The organism is Pseudomonas sp. ANT_H12B (assembly GCF_008369325.1).
GTDB lineage: Bacteria > Pseudomonadota > Gammaproteobacteria > Pseudomonadales > Pseudomonadaceae > Aquipseudomonas.
In genome coordinates this window covers 106,538-122,444 of the sequence record NZ_VOBI01000015.1, presented here as the reverse complement: position 1 = coordinate 122,444, position 15,907 = coordinate 106,538, and the positions used below count along the sequence as shown (strand labels likewise).

Genomic DNA, 15,907 nt, shown 5'->3' with positions numbered 1-15,907 from the left:
TTGCCAAGGACTACCGCCATGCCCGATACCGCGCTACCCGATGTGCTGCCGCCCGACTTGCATTACGTCGATGACACTCAGCCCGGAATCACCCGCAGGAAACTGCGCGGCAAGTTCTGCTACTTCGATTCGGCAGGTCAACGCATTACCGATCCGGACGAGATCAAACGTATCAACGCCCTCGCCGTGCCACCGGCCTACACCGATGTATGGATCTGCGCAGACCCACGCGGTCATCTGCAAGCCACCGGTCGTGATGCCCGGGGCCGCAAGCAATATCGTTATCACCCGCGTTGGCGCGAAGTGCGCGATGCCGATAAATACTCTCGCCTGCGGGACTTCGGATTGGCCCTGCCGAAACTGCGCAAACAACTGGAAGCGCTGCTGGCCGCACCGGGTTTCAGCCGCGACAAGGTCATGGCCACGGTCATTACTTTGCTCGATGCGACACTGATCCGTGTCGGCAACACCCAGTACGCGCGGGACAACCGTTCCTACGGCCTGACCACCTTGCGCAGCCGTCACGTCGAGGTCAACGGCAGTGCGATCCTCTTCCAGTTCCGCGGCAAGAGCGGCGTCGAACATCAAATCACCGTGAGAGACCGGCGTCTGGCGCGGATCATCAAACGCTGCCAGGAGATTCCCGGGCAGAACCTGTTTCAGTACCTTGATGAAAACGGTGATCGCCACACCGTCAGCTCTTCCGACGTCAACACTTACCTGCAAACGCTTACCGGTGCCGACTTCACCGCCAAGGACTACCGCACCTGGGCCGGCAGTGCGCTGGCATTGGCGGTTTTGCGCGAACTGCAATGGGAGCCCGAATCAGATGCGAAACGACATGTGGTGGAGATGGTGAAAAACGTCGCCAGGCAACTGGGCAACACCCCGGCAGTCTGCCGAAAGTGCTATATCCACCCTGCTGTGCTCGATGGATTTATGCTCGGAGCACTGGCGCAATTGCCTCGACCGAGGTTACGCAAAGGGCTCAGAGCCGAGGAAGTCGGATTAGCGATGTACCTCGAGAAGATGATTGAGGCCGAGGAAAAACGCTGACCTGCGACACGCAGATATTCCTCCGACAGCGTTCTTGATCGAACTTGAATCCTCGACTAGGCTACCGATCCTCCCCTCCTCAGGACGAACTTCGACGTGAACAACTAAGCCTTCCAAAAATGTTTTCGTAGCAAGCCGCCAATGGCGCTTGTTGGTCTTTTCGACATTTTCCGGAGGTGCCGATGACTCACGTCACGCGTCTGCCTGCACTCGTTTCCTTGAACCAACTGGGTTTTCAGTTCGCCAATGGCGAGACGATTTTCGATTCACTAAACCTGAGTTTCGATCGCGTTCACACTGCTATCGTCGGCCGTAACGGCATCGGTAAAAGTGTCCTTGCGCGGTTACTCGCCGGGCAACTGAAACCTACGTGCGGAAGTCTGACCTTTCAGGCTCAGGTCGCTTACGTTCCTCAAACATTTTCAGCCGTGCAAGGACAGACTGTCGCCCAAGTGACCGGTTCTGCCAAAGTGCTTCAGGCCTTGTCGCGCTTGAATCTGGGCACCGCCTCGGCCGAGGACGTCGAGACACTGGCCGAGCGCTGGGACCTGGCCGAACGCTTGCGCTCGTTACTGGATGAAGCAGGACTTCGCGACATTGGCCCGCAGCACCTGACTCAAACCTTGAGCGGCGGGCAGCAAGCGCGTATTGCGCTGATCGGCGCGTTTCTTGGCCCGGCGCAGTTACTGGTGCTGGATGAACCGACCAATCACCTCGACGCCGAAGGACGTCGCTGGCTGATGCGCAAGCTTGAACAGTGGCGCGGTGGTTTGGTCGTCATCAGTCATGACCGGCAGTTATTGAACCGTATGCAACGTATTATCGAACTCACGCCGCTGGGCCCGAGGATTTTTGGCGGTAATTTCCAGGTATTCCAGGCACAACGGGAGACTGATCAAGCCGCAGCCCAGGCGATGCTTGATCAGGCCCGAACCGAGCGCAGCCGCGAACGTAACCGCCTGCAGCGCGAGCACGACACGATCCAGCGACACGCCGCGGGGGCGCGCAAAAAAGCCGACGTCGCCAATGTCTCAGGCTTCGAACGCGCCAAGATGAAAGGGGCTGCCATGGACGCCATGGGCCCTGTCCGCCAGACGCATCAGGTGCGCAAGAATGGACTGGACGCCCGGGTTCGGGACGCTAATGCCAGGGTTCAGGACGAAGCGTGCGTGGTGATGAACCTGCCGGGGACGCTCGTGCCGGCGGCTCGACAGATGCTCACGCTGGTCGACGCTCAGTTGCCCTGGCTGTCGAAGGATGAACCCGCTACCCGCTTGACACTTTCAATCGCAGGACCTGTACGCATAGCGGTAAGCGGTCCGAATGGCTGTGGGAAATCGACCTTGTTGCGAATGCTGGCCGGCGAACTGTCGCCGAGCAACGGCCACTGCACGACCCACGTACCCTGCGCATTTCTTGATCAGCAGCTGGCGTTACTCGACGATCAACGTTCCATCGTCGAGCAATTGGGCGTGCTCGACACGCCGCTGACCGAGGGCACCTTGCGCAGCCACCTCGCTCTGCTGCGACTGGACGCCAACCGCGTGACCCGGCCGTGTGCGTCACTCAGCGGCGGCGAACGCCTGAAGGCTGCGATTGCCGTTGCGTTGTGGCGGCAAATCCCGGCGCAATTGCTTTTGCTTGATGAACCGACCAATCACCTCGACCTTGAGTCTGTGCAGGCGTTCGAACAAGCATTGCGAGATTTTCCGGGGGCCATCGTGGCGGTCTCCCATGACGAGCATTTCATGAATGCGCTTGCACCGACCCACACCCTGAAATGGCACCAGACCGGTTGGCTGATGCAACAAGTCGGCACATGATCAGGGCTTCAACCGACGAACTGACCTGTCTATTTTTTGCATGATTGCAAATGGCTTCTATAGTTGTTCTGAACAGAATCAGCTGTGGTGGCGCCATGGAAGACATTTTCGTAGTGAAGCGTTGTAACAAGATCATCATCCATGGCCGCCGAGCCGGTGAAGTCAGTCATCAACCACCCGACGCCGCCGTCTGGTACCGAATCGCCGATACGCGCACCCGCGGGTTCATCGGTGACGGTTTTGATCTTGAAGAAGACGCTCGACGTGAATGCCGACAGCTGAACGCCAGGTCACAAATGACGGCCCGACTAGGTTGAAGTCAGCTACCTTTTGCGGGTCTATACTGAAAATGCTGAAGGAACAGCGACCCCATCGGCAGAAAGCTCGCACCCAGCGGGCTTTTTGCTGCCAATTACAAGGTTTCTTGAACGGAGGTGTTTGCCATGTCCGAAAAAGAGTCCATCACCACCCTGCTTACATTGCTTGATTCTCGCCAGGCTCGTCTGGCTGCGGCGTGCAAGGAGATCGCCGACTGGGTCGATCATCAAGGCGGGCACCCGACTGCGCTCAGAATTCGTGATCGTCTGAATGACATCGAGAAGGATGCGCCACTGATTCGCAATACGCTGTCTTCGCTCAAACCTGTCGACCCGCCCCTGCCGCGGTTCAGATGATTCGATCTGGACACGCGCCTCAAGGACACGGCCTGATTCAGGACGCATGAACGGCGACGTTATCGTCACCGTGTGCGTCCTTGCCTGATTGCCACCCGCCACACCCTCAACCCGGTCTGTCGTCGGGATTTTTTGTGGCTGGATTTTCATTTCACACAGCCTTCACAACTCAAGTCCTACAGTGAACCTACTCCTTTTGATGAATCCCTTGGCCCGCCCGCATGCGGGCCTTTTTTTGCCCTTTTGGCAAGTAACGAACGTCGTTGCCCGCCGAAGGTCAAATGATCACACGTCACGAAGGAGACGTCCCAATGGTCACTCACTTCAAAATCGGCGGGCATTTGGCCTGCGGTCACAAGGGCAGCAAACTCACCTCCACGACTGAACTTACCCGTGTGAAATGCAGAAGCTGCCGAAACACCGACGCATTCAAGGACGCGCGCAAAGAACAACGTAACGCCGCCCGCCGCGCCGCCCGTAAAGCCAAAGTCACCCACACCGCCAACGATTGGCGCGCATCCTGGGTCGAACGGCTAACCGCCATGGAAGGACTGCAAAGATTACCTCGTGGTTTTACCGGTCAACCATTCGTTTAGCGGGTAGTTTTGGCGGCTGAGTCGAGCTGGTTCAACCCAGCTGCCAAATGCGGGCACTGAATCAGAAATTGGATTGAACGAGGCGGCTCATCATGTTTCGAAACCTATAGGCCCCTGACTTCACACAGGGCGCTATTGGAGAGGAAATCCTGATGAACAGTCGACTGCTGCTTCTGATTGCCAGCCTCAGTCCCGCCCTGGCGTTCGCTCAAGGATGCGAGGTCATAACCCGGTCGCAAAGCCCTTCCGTTCCGGTCGTCGAAACCCGTACCTGCTATGAGTACGAAGGCATGCCAGTGGACGCCATCGATTGGTCATGCAGCAACGAGAGCAAGGAAATGCTGACCCGCACCAAGAAAAAAGTCGAACAGTGCGGCGATCATTATCAAGCGACCTGCCTGGGTACATTGACTCAAGAGTCTCTGGCGAACCCTCAGTCCATTAGCAAGGACAAGAACAGTAAGTCGCTCAACATCCCCGACAATGCCCAGATAACCACCTATTACTATGACGCTGGAAACCTGCAGCAAGCCAAGGTTGATTGCGAAACAGGCGGTGGCCGCTGGAAGCAGAAATAGCTAAGAATCGGGCATGTTGATGGTCACTGGCTCCATTATTTCGCGCAGTGACATACGCTTGAAGACATCGACCAGGCGGCGCCCTTCCTCGGGTGCACAGGAGATGGCCAATCGCATCGTCGCCTCCCCTAATTGCCAGATCAGAAAGGCTGCATCAGCAACCTGTTGCGCATCACTGTCTGGATTCACCCGCAGCATCGCCTTGGCCAGCAACGCTCCAGCGACACGACTTTCCTCCAGCTCCAGCTCCAGAAGCTGCTTGTCTGCCTGCATGCCCGACCAGATATCACGCATCGCAGGCGTAGCAAGAACGATCTCGTAATACAGATCGAGCAGCTGCGCATAGGCGGTACGCAGCCCTTGCGCATCCTCGACCGCACTCAGCGCCCCTTCGATACAGCGGCGGCTTTGAGCGTTATAACGCTCGGCCAATGTGCGAATGACCGAACTCTTGTCGGGAAAGTACTGGTAAAGCGATCCGATCGAGATTTCCGATCGCTCGGCAATTTCACTCATCTTTACTTGATCGCTGCCTTTGGTCGCGATCAGTTGAGTTGCCACGGCCAGGATTCGCTCCTGCCGCTCGCGACTGCGTTGTTGCGTGGGGTTACGTCGAGTTGGCTCTGAACCCGGCCGCTCGGGCACTTCGGTGGTTTTCTTGCGCACTGGCATGCTTCCCGATCAATAACGTGACATAGGCTCACCTTAGCATCGCCCGTACGTCGGTTTCATCGCTTCTTTGAGTTGACGGAAGAATATGAGTGTTTATCATCTTCTAAACGTGAGCATAACTCACATTAACCGAAGGGAGATGAACGCGATGAATGCCAAACAAGAACCCCTCCTGATTCTCGGCGCGACTGGCAAGACCGGACGGCGCATCACTCAACAACTGGAAGCTGCCGGCTTTCCCGTTCGTCGGGGTTCACGCAGGGCGATCCCGCCTTTCGACTGGGAAGATCAGAGCACCTGGCAAGCTGCGTTTGATGGCATTCGCGCGGTCTACATCTCCTATCAACCGGACCTCGCCGTTCCCGGCGCCCTCGAAACGGTTCAGGCGTTCACCGATCAGGCCGTCAAAAGCGGTGTCAGCAAATTGGTGTTGCTATCCGGACGCGGGGAGGTCGAAGCGGAACAGGCCGAACGCGTCGTACAGAACAGCGGTGTCGACTGGACCATCCTGCGAGCGAGCTGGTTTTTCCAGAACTTCAGCGAGGCACACTTCCTGGAGCCGATTATTCAGGGCGAACTGGCTCTCCCGGTCGGTAACATCGCAGAGCCTTTCGTCGACGTAGAAGACATTACCGAGATTGCTGTTGAGGCGCTGACCCAACCACGTCACTCACGCCAACTTTATGAATTGACAGGTCCACGAGCGCTGACCTTTGTCGAAGCGGTCGACGACATTGCCCGTGAGACAAAACGCGATATCGGTTTCGTGGCAGTACCACCGGACGCCTATCGCCAGGCGTTGGAACAGCAACAGCTTCCAGTTCAACTGATCGATCTGGTGCTGTATCTCTTCACCACCGTACTTGATGGCCGCAATACACCGGTTGCCGATGGCGTGCAGCGTGCGCTGGGGCGGCCGGCGCGGGACTTTACCGACTATGTTCGGCGCACCGCCGCTACGGGTGTCTGGGCAAACGAAGGATGAAATCGAAGCCCAGCGCTCGCTTCCGATGAGATAAAGAGTGTGTGTTAGTTAGGAATCCCAAACTAATGCACACTGAACTTATTGTTGGTTTTCTTGCTTTTTTCATCCACTAGCCAAACTGAAGTACCATCACTGTGAACGGTATTACACTCCTTCCCGTATTCGGTGTCTGTCACGCAGATCACGTCCAATAGCGCCACCTGCTATTTGCTCACGATCGCCATGCCGTTGGTTCGCGACAAACAGTTTTACCGACTAAGGTTTCTATCGCGCCGAACGGTCGCACCTTTGTTAGCGGGCATCTAATCAAGGAGGAGAGAAATGATACCAATCCGTGATGTCGAGCAAACCTATGCACCTGGTCCAGCCCGATTTTGCTTGAACTCAAGGAAAGAGAGCATCAGCTGGACCCGACCGCTCGACAAGCACTTCACAACGTTCTGGTAGAAAGAAGGCTAGTAAATACCGGCAATTCTGCGGGGGTGGAAAGACGCAACGCTGATCCGACAACTGGCGATGGGCATCAATAATTGCGGGGCACTAAAAATATCAGAGCAGAAACAAACAAGGGTTTGCATCAGCTTTCGCCCGCAAACCCTTGATTTTAGATGGTGCCCGAAGCCGGAATCGAACCGGCACGCCCTTACGAGCGGGGGATTTTAAGTCCCATGCGTCTACCAGTTTCGCCATTCGGGCGGTAGCGCGGTGATGCGGTCTGAATACTGCCAATAACGCGCTGGCAGTTCTTACGCGTCTGCAACAGAGGAGGAAATATATACACCCCGCCCCGGTGAAGCAAGTTCGCAAATATGCTTTTCAAGACTAAATCTTGCAGCACCGCGCAATAAAAAAGCTCCGTAAATCATAGATCTACGGAGCTTGTTTAAAGTGGAGGCCGAGGTCGGAATCGAACCGGCGTAGGTGGATTTGCAATCCACTGCATAACCATTTTGCTACTCGGCCTCAAACATCTGATGTCATGTAGCACAACATCAAACGCGTACAAACTTGGAATCAGATACGTGATCTAACTCCTTGAAAACATTGAGCTTTTTCAGCAGTCAGTGCTTTCGATGGCGTGAATTATGTACTGATTTCCCGAGGCTGGCAACCCCTTGATTTCAAAAAAAATTCTACCGGGCAGTTTGCATGTGTGTACGGGGTTACTCAGTCCTTCCGGTCGGGATCTTCCGGCACTTGTACTACTGCGATCAACGGATCAATGCCCCAGTCCCCATGCAAATACCAATCGTCTCCGATCATTTCGGCAGGGTGCATCGTCCGGTCGGAGCCATTTCCGCAGGCCAGGGAATTTGCCGGACAGTATCTGTCGCAGCCCCAGCAAATGCGTTCGGGGTGCTTGGGGCTGATGGGAAAATTCTTGGCCATGCCGATCTCCGGTTAACGTAAAGGAGACCCCCAAACTACCGCGCTTGGGCAGCAGTGGGCTTGATGAAGATCAAGAAGCGCAAAATCCGGCCAATGCCATCGCATCAAAAATTGACAATAATCATTATTATTCGCAAGAAAGCTTTCTAGACTCGGGCTCCCACTTCGTTAGTGCCCAGGAAGTCATCATGCGTACAACCTTTTCGTTGTCACTCGCCCTCCTCTTGCTCTCCCCACTGATTCAAGCCAAGGAATACCCGATCGGCGACCCGCAACTGTGTCCAGGACTGGAAGTCGGGGCGGTGTATTTGCAGCCGATCGAGATGGCACCTGCCGGAATGATGCGAGCCACCGCGGATTCCGATGTGCATCTGGAAGCCGACATTCGCGCCACAGCGGACAATCGACAAGGTTTTCAGGAAGGCAGTTTCGTGCCTTACCTCAACGTCTCATTCAACCTGAAAAAACAGGGTAACGAGAACGAACTAAAAGGCGATTTCCACGCGATGGTCGCCAATGACGGTCCGCATTATGGCGACAATGTGAAGCTGTTGGGCCCTGGCAAATATCAACTGACCTTCACGGTCATGCCACCCAGCGGTCATGGTTCGCTTGGCCGCCATACCGATAAGGAAACCGGTGTCGCGCCCTGGTTTGAACGCTGCGAGTTGCACTACGAATTCATCTATGCCGGCATCGGCAAAAAAGGCGGCTATTGAAATGAAACGCCTGCACCTCGCCGGGCTGGTGCTTGCCGGAGCAGTTGCGCCCTTCACGGCTAATGCCGAGCTACTCACTTACGAACTAAGCCTGCGCGACGGCCATTTCACCCCTGCCTTGCTGGAGGTACCAGCCGGCCAGCGCTTCAAGATCGTCTTGAAAAACATCGGTCAAGGACCTGCGGAATTCGAGAGCACACCGTTACGGGTTGAAAAAGTACTGTCGCCGGGAGTGACAACCTTTGTGGTGATCCATCCCCTCAGACCCGGTCACTACCCCTTCTTCGACGAGTTCAATCCGCAATTGCCCGAAGGCGGCATCCTCGCGAAATAACCCGATCACGTACGGAGCTTCCATGAATCAATCAATGTTCATCGTCTGGCGCGAAAGCGTCGAGGCGCTGCTGGTGATCGGCATTCTCCAGGCTTGGGCCAGTCAGCAAAGCCAAGGCAGTCGCCTGGTCAACTATCTGTGGGCAGGTGTGGTGCTGGGGCTGATGCTTTCGGGGCTGCTGGCGGTGCTGATTCTGTTTGCCGGCGAGGCCATGAGCGGCTCAGCCAATGAGTGGTTCCAGGCGGTACTCGCGCTGGTTGCCAGCCTGCTGATGGTGCAAATGGTCGGCTGGATGCATCGCCACGGACGCACGCTCAAGCATGATTTGCGACGCCATGCCGATAGCCACCTGGCCCGGCGAGGCGGCTGGGGATTGTTGCTGCTGGCCATGCTCGCCGTCAGCCGCGAAGGCAGCGAAACGGTGGTGTTTCTTTATGGCGCCGGAGCCCGGTTGAGCGGTCCGCAGCTCGGTTTGTTTGCCATCGGCGGCGTGTTGGGACTGGTGCTATCGGGGCTGACAATTGCCCTGCTCCACGGCAGCCGCCGGTTCATTTCGTGGCAACGATTCTTTGCGATTAGCGAAGCTGTTTTGCTAATGCTCGGGGCGGCGTTGCTGGTCAGCGGTGCCGAGCGAATCAGCGGTCAATTACTCGCCCTGGAGTTGCCGGAGGTGATGTACAACCTCGTTGGGGATGCGCTTTGGGACAGTAGCGCCTTGCTCAGCGACAGCCATGGATTGGGTGGTTTTCTTTCAGGTTTTGCCGGTTATCGGGCGACGCCCAGTGCCATGACCTTGCTAGTGTTGGCAGGTTATTGGCTGGCCGTCGGTGGTTGGCTGCGTCAACGCGCGACGGAAAAAGCCCCATGCCTGAGCTGAGTCGCCGCAATCGATGGCTCCAGCGCCTGGGCGACAGCATGCGTCGCCATGCGCCCGTTATTCGCGCCGTGCAGTGGGTCGTTGTACTTTTGTACGCGTTGCTGTTGGTGATCCCTGCGTTGCTGCCCTTGCCGGACAGCCAGGCACGGATGCTCGACAACCTGACCTTGCTTGCGCAGTTTCTGTTTTGGGGGATCTGGTGGCCGTTCGTGCTGTTGTCGATCGTGTTATTCGGTCGACTCTGGTGTGGCGTTCTTTGCCCGGAAGGTTCACTCAGCGAATGGGCCAGCCATTACGGTAAGGGCCTGGGCGTGCCGCGCTGGTTGCGTTGGGGCGGATGGCCGACCCTGGCGTTCTGCGTGACAACTCTTTACGGCCAATTGATCAGCGTCTACGACTACGCCCAAGCAGCGTTGCTGATTCTGGGTGGCTCGACTGTCGCGGCGGTCGCCGTCGGTCTGCTGTTCGCCCGGGGCAAGCGGGTCTGGTGCCGTTACCTGTGCCCGGTCAGTGGCGTGTTCGCCCTGCTCGCGCGACTGGCTCCGGTGCACTTTCAGGTGGATGAACAACGCTGGATGGAAAATGCTGCACCGCGCCTGCCGCCTCCCAACTGCGCGCCCTTGCTCGATATCCGTCGTATGCAAGGCGCCAGCGATTGCCATGCCTGCGGACGCTGCAGCGGCCAACGCGGCGCCGTTCAGTTGATCGCCCGCTCCAGCCATCAGGAAATTCTTAACGCGACGGCGCAGTCGCTTTCACCGTGGGACGCGCGTTTATTGCTGTTCGGCGTGATTGGCCTGGCCATGGGCGCGTTTCAGTGGACGGTCAGTCCATGGTTCGTCGCCCTCAAACAAACCCTCGCCCAATGGCTGGTCGAACACAACCAACTCTGGGCCTTGCAGGACAACGCGCCGTGGTGGCTGCTGACCCACTACCCGCAGCTCAACGACAGCTTCAGCTGGCTGGACGGTTTCAGCATCGTCGCTTATCTGAGTTTGAGTTCGATCGTGATCGGCACCGGGTTGATGATTCTCCTGCACCTCACGGCCCGCCTGGCACACAATCGCGCACTCTATTGGCCCTTGGCGCTGACGCTCACGCCCCTGGGTGGTGCCGGGTTGTTTCTCGGGTTGTCGGCAACAACGGTGAAATTGCTGCGCTACGAAGGTCTGCTGCTGGAATGGGTGCAACCGGCGAGGGCCTGTCTGTTATTGGCCGCGATGGGTTGGAGCCTGCTCCTGGGTTGGAAACGGCTGAACCGCGAACCTATTTCCCTGCCTCGTCAATGGTCTGGCAGCGTTTGCCTGTTACTGGCCAACGGGTGGATAGGGCTTGGCTGGTGGCTGCAATTCTGGGGCTGGGCTTGAGTACCTCAGCGCCCTCCTCCAACCACCAACCCGTATCAATCACACTTTAAAACGCGCCACTGTCTGGTGCAGCGCCCCCGCCATCTGCGCCAATTCGTGGCCGGCGGTGTGGGTGTGCTGGGCACCAAGCAAGACCTGCTCGGACAAGTTACGAATACCCATCAGATTGCGATCCACCTCACGGGCCACCAACGCCTGCTCCTCCGTTGCACTGGCGATCATCATGTTGCGCTCGTTGATCTGCGAGATCGACCGGGTGATTTCATCCAGTGCTTCGCCCGACCGCTGCGCCACTTCAAGGGTGGCCCGAACCAGATTGCTGCTGCTTTGCATGGCCGTTACCGCATGGACGGTATCCAGACGAATGTTGCCAATCATCTGCTCGATCTCTTGGGTGGACACCTGCGTGCGATGGGCCAGGGCGCGTACTTCATCGGCGACCACGGCAAAACCGCGTCCGGCGTCACCGGCCCGCGCCGCTTCAATCGCCGCGTTAAGGGCCAGCAAATTGGTCTGCTCGGCGATACTGCGAATCACATCCAGGACCTTGCTGATGTCCTGCACCCTGCCCGCCAGTTGTTCGATGCGTTGCGAGGTATCGGTGACGCCGTCCGCCAGTTCACCGATTGAAACCACGGTTTCCTGAACCTGCTCTCGACCGCGCTGGGCGGTTTGTTCGGACTGTCGGGACGCCTCGGAAGTACTGACCGCATTGCGCGCCACTTCATCGACCGCAGCAGTCATTTGATTCACCGCCGCAGCCGCTTGCTCGATCTCCAGCCCCTGCAATTGCACGCTGCTGCTGGTCTGGCTGCTGACGGCACTCAGTTCTTCGGAGGAACTGGCCACCTGGTCAACCGAGGTCGCGATGTGCCTGACCATGGCATTCAGACTTTGCTGCATCTGGTGCATGTTCATCATCACGCTGCCACCGTCGCTTGAGCTTACGGGCACTTGAATTGTCAGGTCGCCTTGAGCCATTTGACTCAAAAACCGCGCTGCGTCATCCGGCTCGCCACCCAATGGCCGGGTCACACTGCGCGTGACGATCACCGCGGCGGCGATAACCAGCGCCACACAGAACAAAAATAACCCGAGCATATTGCGCCGGGCATCGCTGTAGAGTTCCTGGGCCGCCTGCTCGCGATCGGCGAATATTGTTCCTTGCAGCGTCATCAGTTCATCCAGGCTTTTATAAACCTCAAATTCAGCCGGGACGACCCTTTGTTTGAGCTGAATCATGGCGTCATCGAAAGCCCCTTGCCTAATCAATACCTGCACTTGGGTGAACGCAGCGACATAGGCCTCGCGATTCTTTTTCAGGGCGGCGTAAGTGGCTTTGCCTTCTGGCAAATAAAACAGCGGTTCAAGCGTTTCGAGCGCCTGAGTGATGCGTTTCTTGGTGGCGTCTATTGACTGCTGCACTTGCTGATTGTCTTTGTCGATCAGCAAATCCCGGGTGTTCCTGGCGTTATCGCGCACGCCGGTCGCGATGACCATGATCGGATCGATTTTCGGCCAGTCCTGTTTGACGATGACCACCGCCTGTTCCTTGAGCGTTGCCAGATCGTGCAACGCGTAAAACGCCATACCCATCAAGGCCAGCGGCGCAATTGCAAAACCGATGACGATACGGTGTGCCGTGCTTAATTTGGCCATATCAAATGCTCCCCGTTTGATACCTGCCGATTGGCAGCGCATTTGAAAACCTAATGGTGGATCTCACCGTTAAACGTTAAACCTCAGACTCGGTTACCCCCGTAACACGAAGGATGGGAACAACTCGCGCATGGCCTCCCACAGCTCAGGTAGCAAGGCTTGTGCCGAAACGCTTGGCAGCAGCGGATCGAACATCCGCTCGGTGCGCACCAGTTGCACGGCGAAGCGTTTGACGCCGAGCTCGCTCAAGCGCTGAGCCAGGATCAGCAGGCGCGCCGGTTCGAACAAATGCCAATGCACGGTGGTGCGACATTCGTAGTCGACACCGCTGGCCAGCAGATGCTCAAGGCTGCGCCAGTTGGCCGTTCCGCTGCCCTCGACCCGAGTGATCTTCTGGCAATCCTCAGGCAACGCCTTGACGTCGAAGCCGACCCAATCGGCCCCGGTCAGTGCCTTGGCAAACGCAGCCGGCTTGATGCCCGCGCTGTGCAGGCCGATGCGAAATCCCATCTCCCGCACCTCATCCATCGCATCGAGCAAACCGTCCTGCAAGGTCGGCTCACCACCGCTGAACACCACCGCATCGAGCAAGTCCTGACGGCGTTGCAGAAACGCCAACACCCGCCGCCAATCCACTTCGTCTGTGCTACGAGGCGGGATCAACTGCGGGTTATGGCAGTAACGACAACGCCAGGCGCAACCCTGGCAAAACAACACGCAGGCGAGCTGTCCCGGATAGTCGATAGTGGTCAGGGGCACCATGCCCCCGACCCGAAGCGTTCGACTCATTGGCCCCCAGCCAGCGCCGCGCTTTCAGTGAAGTGCACGCGCTCGCGGTGCTCCGACTGTTTACCCGGGTTGAACGCCGCCACAGGACGGTGATAGCCCATCACCCGGGTCCAGACTTCGCAGCGTTGACGTTGAGCCTGGGGCAGTATTTGCGATGCAGTCATGGTGTAGCTCCTTGCAGTTGAGTGGATCGAAATCAATTAACGGTGCCGAGCTTCTGTTCGCGCAGCAGCAGTGCTTCGTCGCATTTGGGGCAGAACTCATGCTCGCCATCGAGGTAGCCGTGCACCGGGCAGATGGAGAATGTCGGGGTCACGGTGAGATACGGCAGGCGGAAGCGGCCAAGGGCTTTGCGCACCAGTTGCTTGCAGGCCTCGGTCGATGAAATCCGCTCGGCCATGTACAGGTGCAAGACCGTGCCGCCGGTGTATTTGCATTGCAGCTCGTCTTGAAGCTCCAAGGCTTCGAAAGGGTCTTCGGTGTAGCCCACGGGCAACTGCGAAGAGTTGGTGTAATACGGCGCTTGCGTACTGCCGGCCTGGAGAATGTCGGGGTAGCGTTTGAGGTCTTCCTTGGCGAAACGGTAGGTGGTGCCCTCGGCGGGCGTCGCTTCCAGGTTGTACATGTGGCCGGTTTCCTCCTGGAAACGCAGCAACGTGGCGCGCACGTGGTCGAGCATATCCAGGGCAAAACGGCGGCCATGCTCGGTGTGCATGCCGTCCTCATCGCCGGTAAAATTGCGCAGCATTTCATGCATGCCGTTGAGGCCGATGGTAGAGAAATGGTTGCGCAAGGTGCCCAGGTAACGCTTGGTGTAAGGGTACAAACCGGCATCCATATGGCGCTGAATGACTTTGCGCTTGACCTCCAGGCTCTCCATCGCCAGTTCCATCAGTGTGTCCAGACGCTTGAGCAAACCGCTGAGATCGCCCTTGAACACATAGCCCAGGCGTGCACAGTTAATGGTGACGACGCCGAGTGAACCGGTCTGTTCCGCCGAGCCAAACAAACCACCACCACGCTTGAGCAACTCGCGGACATCCAGCTGCAACCGGCAGCACATTGAGCGCACCTGATTGGGTTGGAGGTCCGAATTGAGGAAGTTCTGGAAGTACGGCAAGCCGTAACGCGCGGTCATTTCGAACAGGCGGTCGGCGTTTTCACTGTCCCATGGAAAGTCATGGGTGATGTTGTAGGTCGGGATCGGAAAGGTGAACACCCGCCCTTTCGCATCGCCGGCCTGCATCACCTCGATGTAGGCGCGGTTGAGCAGCTCCATTTCGACTTGCAGGTCACCATAGGCAAACGGCATTTCCTCACCGCCGATGACGGGAATCTGCTCACGTAAATCCTGCGGGCACACCCAGTCGAAAGTCAGGTTGGTGAACGGCGTCTGGGTGCCCCAGCGCGAGGGAACGTTGAGGTTGTAGATGAACTCCTGGATCGCCTGGCGCACCTCCTGATAACTCAGCTGGTCCTTGCGCACATAAGGTGCCAGGTAGGTATCGAACGAGCTGAACGCCTGGGCGCCGGCCCATTCGTTTTGCAGGGTGCCAAGGAAATTCACCATCTGCCCCAAGGCACTGCTCAAGTGCTTCGGCGGACCGGCTTCGACACGCCCCGGCACACCGTTGAGACCTTCGTGCAACAGGGTTCGCAGCGACCAGCCCGCGCAGTAACCGGCGAGCATGTCGAGGTCGTGCACGTGCAAATCTGCCTCGCGGTGGGCTTGGCCGATGGCTTCGCTGTACACCTCGTCCAGCCAGTAATTGGCGGTGACCTTGCCCGACACGTTCAGCACCAGACCGCCCAGGGAATAACCCTGATTGGCGTTGGCCTGGACCCGCCAGTCTTCGCGGTCCAGGTATTCATTCATTGAGGTTGCCACCTCGACCATGGTCCGGCGGTCGCGGCGCAAGCGCCCGTGCTGTTCGCGGTAGACGATATAGGCGCGCATGGCGAGGAAGTAACCGGCGTCCATCAACACCCGCTCAACACGGTCCTGGATTTGCTCGACATGCAGCCTTGGCAGCCCTTCCAACCGGGTCAATACCGCTTGAAGCAAACCTTCGACTTCAAAGTCGGTGTATTCCCCGGTTGCCTCGCCGGCAGCGATCAATGCCTGACGGATCTTGTCCGCATCGAAAGCGACCTGACTGCCATCACGTTTGTGCAAGCGGTTACATCCTACTGCGATCAGCGTGCTCTGCATTCGTCCTCCAGACACTACATATAGATGTTTAAATAAAATCAAACACAACATGCAGGGAAGACTACGGAGAAAGCGCGGTTCTGCAATTGATCGATATCAAGATTTGTCGGCAAAAAAAACCGCCCGAATGCGGCAAAAGAAAATCTAGTGTGGGAGCGAGCCTGCTCGCGAAGGCGG

17 protein-coding genes, 2 tRNA genes and 1 pseudogene are annotated in these 15,907 nt (G+C 57.5%); 12 read left to right on the top strand and 8 right to left on the bottom strand.

The genetic code is table 11. The annotated features are described in order from the left end of the window. Positions 1-18 precede the first annotated feature (18 nt). The 6 genes from FQ185_RS21770 to FQ185_RS21745 all read left to right on the top strand — a co-directional run bounded on the left by FQ185_RS21770 (position 19) and on the right by FQ185_RS21745 (position 4,727). Positions 19-1,056 (top strand): DNA topoisomerase IB, encoded by a 1,038-nt coding sequence (locus tag FQ185_RS21770; RefSeq protein ID WP_149419228.1) that lies wholly within the window; start codon positions 19-21, stop codon positions 1,054-1,056. Positions 1,057-1,238: 182 nt separating this feature from the next. Then, positions 1,239-2,879, top strand: a complete 1,641-nt coding sequence (locus FQ185_RS21765) for an ABC-F family ATP-binding cassette domain-containing protein (RefSeq protein ID WP_149419227.1) — start codon at positions 1,239-1,241, stop codon at positions 2,877-2,879. A gap of 95 nt (positions 2,880-2,974) precedes the next feature. Further along, positions 2,975-3,196 (top strand): hypothetical protein, encoded by a 222-nt coding sequence (locus FQ185_RS21760; RefSeq protein ID WP_149419226.1) that lies wholly within the window; start codon positions 2,975-2,977, stop codon positions 3,194-3,196. 126 nt (positions 3,197-3,322) lie between these two features. Further along, entirely contained in the window at positions 3,323-3,553 is a 231-nt protein-coding gene (locus FQ185_RS21755; RefSeq protein WP_010460746.1) for a hypothetical protein, read from the top strand. 311 nt (positions 3,554-3,864) lie between these two features. Continuing rightward, positions 3,865-4,149, top strand: coding sequence for a hypothetical protein (locus tag FQ185_RS21750; protein ID WP_149419225.1), 285 nt, complete (start codon positions 3,865-3,867; stop codon positions 4,147-4,149). A gap of 152 nt (positions 4,150-4,301) precedes the next feature. After that, positions 4,302-4,727: a hypothetical protein gene (locus FQ185_RS21745; protein ID WP_149419224.1), complete on the top strand. Its 426-nt coding sequence runs from the start codon at positions 4,302-4,304 to the stop codon at positions 4,725-4,727. On the opposite strand, the gene FQ185_RS21740 is transcribed toward FQ185_RS21745, so the two are convergent. Beyond that, entirely contained in the window at positions 4,728-5,393 is a 666-nt protein-coding gene (locus FQ185_RS21740) for a TetR/AcrR family transcriptional regulator (protein WP_371926660.1), read from the bottom strand. It lies immediately after the preceding gene. 154 nt (positions 5,394-5,547) lie between these two features. Between FQ185_RS21740 and FQ185_RS21735 the strand changes: the two genes are divergently transcribed. Continuing rightward, complete coding sequence (locus FQ185_RS21735) at positions 5,548-6,384, top strand: SDR family oxidoreductase (RefSeq protein WP_149419222.1); 837 nt, start codon at positions 5,548-5,550, stop codon at positions 6,382-6,384. A gap of 321 nt (positions 6,385-6,705) precedes the next feature. Then, positions 6,706-6,914, top strand: a pseudogene (locus tag FQ185_RS30705) (hypothetical protein). A gap of 79 nt (positions 6,915-6,993) precedes the next feature. Here FQ185_RS30705 and FQ185_RS21725 read toward each other — a convergent pair. The 3 genes from FQ185_RS21725 to FQ185_RS21715 form a co-directional block, all read right to left on the bottom strand. Beyond that, a tRNA-Leu gene (locus tag FQ185_RS21725) sits at positions 6,994-7,080 on the bottom strand. Between the two features lie 193 nt (positions 7,081-7,273). Further along, positions 7,274-7,347 (bottom strand) — tRNA-Cys (locus FQ185_RS21720). A gap of 204 nt (positions 7,348-7,551) precedes the next feature. Continuing rightward, positions 7,552-7,773 (bottom strand): DUF3079 domain-containing protein, encoded by a 222-nt coding sequence (locus FQ185_RS21715; RefSeq protein ID WP_149419221.1) that lies wholly within the window; start codon positions 7,771-7,773, stop codon positions 7,552-7,554. Between the two features lie 188 nt (positions 7,774-7,961). Between FQ185_RS21715 and FQ185_RS21710 the strand changes: the two genes are divergently transcribed. The 4 genes from FQ185_RS21710 to FQ185_RS21695 are packed head-to-tail and all read left to right on the top strand — an operon-like array spanning position 7,962 to position 11,070. Beyond that, positions 7,962-8,492, top strand: a complete 531-nt coding sequence (locus tag FQ185_RS21710) for an iron transporter (RefSeq protein WP_149419264.1) — start codon at positions 7,962-7,964, stop codon at positions 8,490-8,492. Between the two features lies 1 nt (position 8,493). Continuing rightward, complete coding sequence (locus FQ185_RS21705) at positions 8,494-8,826, top strand: cupredoxin domain-containing protein (RefSeq protein WP_149419220.1); 333 nt, start codon at positions 8,494-8,496, stop codon at positions 8,824-8,826. Between the two features lie 22 nt (positions 8,827-8,848). Further along, positions 8,849-9,703, top strand: a complete 855-nt coding sequence (locus FQ185_RS21700) for an FTR1 family protein (protein ID WP_149419219.1) — start codon at positions 8,849-8,851, stop codon at positions 9,701-9,703. After that, positions 9,691-11,070, top strand: coding sequence for a 4Fe-4S binding protein (locus FQ185_RS21695; protein WP_149419218.1), 1,380 nt, complete (start codon positions 9,691-9,693; stop codon positions 11,068-11,070). Before FQ185_RS21700 ends, FQ185_RS21695 begins: the two co-directional genes overlap by 13 nt. Before the next feature lie 39 nt (positions 11,071-11,109). Here FQ185_RS21695 and FQ185_RS21690 read toward each other — a convergent pair whose 3' ends face one another. The 4 genes from FQ185_RS21690 to FQ185_RS21675 form a co-directional block, all read right to left on the bottom strand. Next, complete coding sequence (locus tag FQ185_RS21690) at positions 11,110-12,729, bottom strand: methyl-accepting chemotaxis protein (RefSeq protein ID WP_149419217.1); 1,620 nt, start codon at positions 12,727-12,729, stop codon at positions 11,110-11,112. Between the two features lie 93 nt (positions 12,730-12,822). Further along, positions 12,823-13,518 (bottom strand): anaerobic ribonucleoside-triphosphate reductase activating protein, encoded by a 696-nt coding sequence (locus FQ185_RS21685; RefSeq protein ID WP_149419216.1) that lies wholly within the window; start codon positions 13,516-13,518, stop codon positions 12,823-12,825. Then, the gene (nrdD, locus tag FQ185_RS21680; RefSeq protein WP_149419215.1) at positions 13,515-13,682 is read right to left on the bottom strand and encodes an anaerobic ribonucleoside-triphosphate reductase; all 168 of its coding nucleotides are present in this window, start codon (positions 13,680-13,682) and stop codon (positions 13,515-13,517) included. Before nrdD ends, FQ185_RS21685 begins: the two co-directional genes overlap by 4 nt. A gap of 32 nt (positions 13,683-13,714) precedes the next feature. Continuing rightward, entirely contained in the window at positions 13,715-15,730 is a 2,016-nt protein-coding gene (locus FQ185_RS21675) for a ribonucleoside triphosphate reductase (RefSeq protein ID WP_149419214.1), read from the bottom strand. Between the last annotated feature and the right edge of the window lie 177 nt (positions 15,731-15,907).

What these genes read in the sequence shown, in the direction of transcription:
- FQ185_RS21685 (WP_149419216.1), bottom strand. Translation starts at nt 13,518, where the DNA reads ATGAGTCGAACGCTTCGGGTCGGGGGCATGGTGCCCCTGACCACTATC.
- FQ185_RS21695 (WP_149419218.1), top strand. Translation starts at nt 9,691, where the DNA reads ATGCCTGAGCTGAGTCGCCGCAATCGATGGCTCCAGCGCCTGGGCGAC.
- FQ185_RS21710 (WP_149419264.1), top strand. Translation starts at nt 7,962, where the DNA reads ATGCGTACAACCTTTTCGTTGTCACTCGCCCTCCTCTTGCTCTCCCCA.
- FQ185_RS21735 (WP_149419222.1), top strand. Translation starts at nt 5,548, where the DNA reads ATGAATGCCAAACAAGAACCCCTCCTGATTCTCGGCGCGACTGGCAAG.
- FQ185_RS21750 (WP_149419225.1), top strand. Translation starts at nt 3,865, where the DNA reads ATGGTCACTCACTTCAAAATCGGCGGGCATTTGGCCTGCGGTCACAAG.
- FQ185_RS21705 (WP_149419220.1), top strand. Translation starts at nt 8,494, where the DNA reads ATGAAACGCCTGCACCTCGCCGGGCTGGTGCTTGCCGGAGCAGTTGCG.
- FQ185_RS21770 (WP_149419228.1), top strand. Translation starts at nt 19, where the DNA reads ATGCCCGATACCGCGCTACCCGATGTGCTGCCGCCCGACTTGCATTAC.
- FQ185_RS21675 (WP_149419214.1), bottom strand. Translation starts at nt 15,730, where the DNA reads ATGCAGAGCACGCTGATCGCAGTAGGATGTAACCGCTTGCACAAACGT.
- FQ185_RS21690 (WP_149419217.1), bottom strand. Translation starts at nt 12,729, where the DNA reads ATGGCCAAATTAAGCACGGCACACCGTATCGTCATCGGTTTTGCAATT.
- FQ185_RS21760 (WP_149419226.1), top strand. Translation starts at nt 2,975, where the DNA reads ATGGAAGACATTTTCGTAGTGAAGCGTTGTAACAAGATCATCATCCAT.
- FQ185_RS21765 (WP_149419227.1), top strand. Translation starts at nt 1,239, where the DNA reads ATGACTCACGTCACGCGTCTGCCTGCACTCGTTTCCTTGAACCAACTG.
- FQ185_RS21715 (WP_149419221.1), bottom strand. Translation starts at nt 7,773, where the DNA reads ATGGCCAAGAATTTTCCCATCAGCCCCAAGCACCCCGAACGCATTTGC.
- FQ185_RS21700 (WP_149419219.1), top strand. Translation starts at nt 8,849, where the DNA reads ATGAATCAATCAATGTTCATCGTCTGGCGCGAAAGCGTCGAGGCGCTG.
- nrdD (WP_149419215.1), bottom strand. Translation starts at nt 13,682, where the DNA reads ATGACTGCATCGCAAATACTGCCCCAGGCTCAACGTCAACGCTGCGAA.
- FQ185_RS21745 (WP_149419224.1), top strand. Translation starts at nt 4,302, where the DNA reads ATGAACAGTCGACTGCTGCTTCTGATTGCCAGCCTCAGTCCCGCCCTG.
- FQ185_RS21755 (WP_010460746.1), top strand. Translation starts at nt 3,323, where the DNA reads ATGTCCGAAAAAGAGTCCATCACCACCCTGCTTACATTGCTTGATTCT.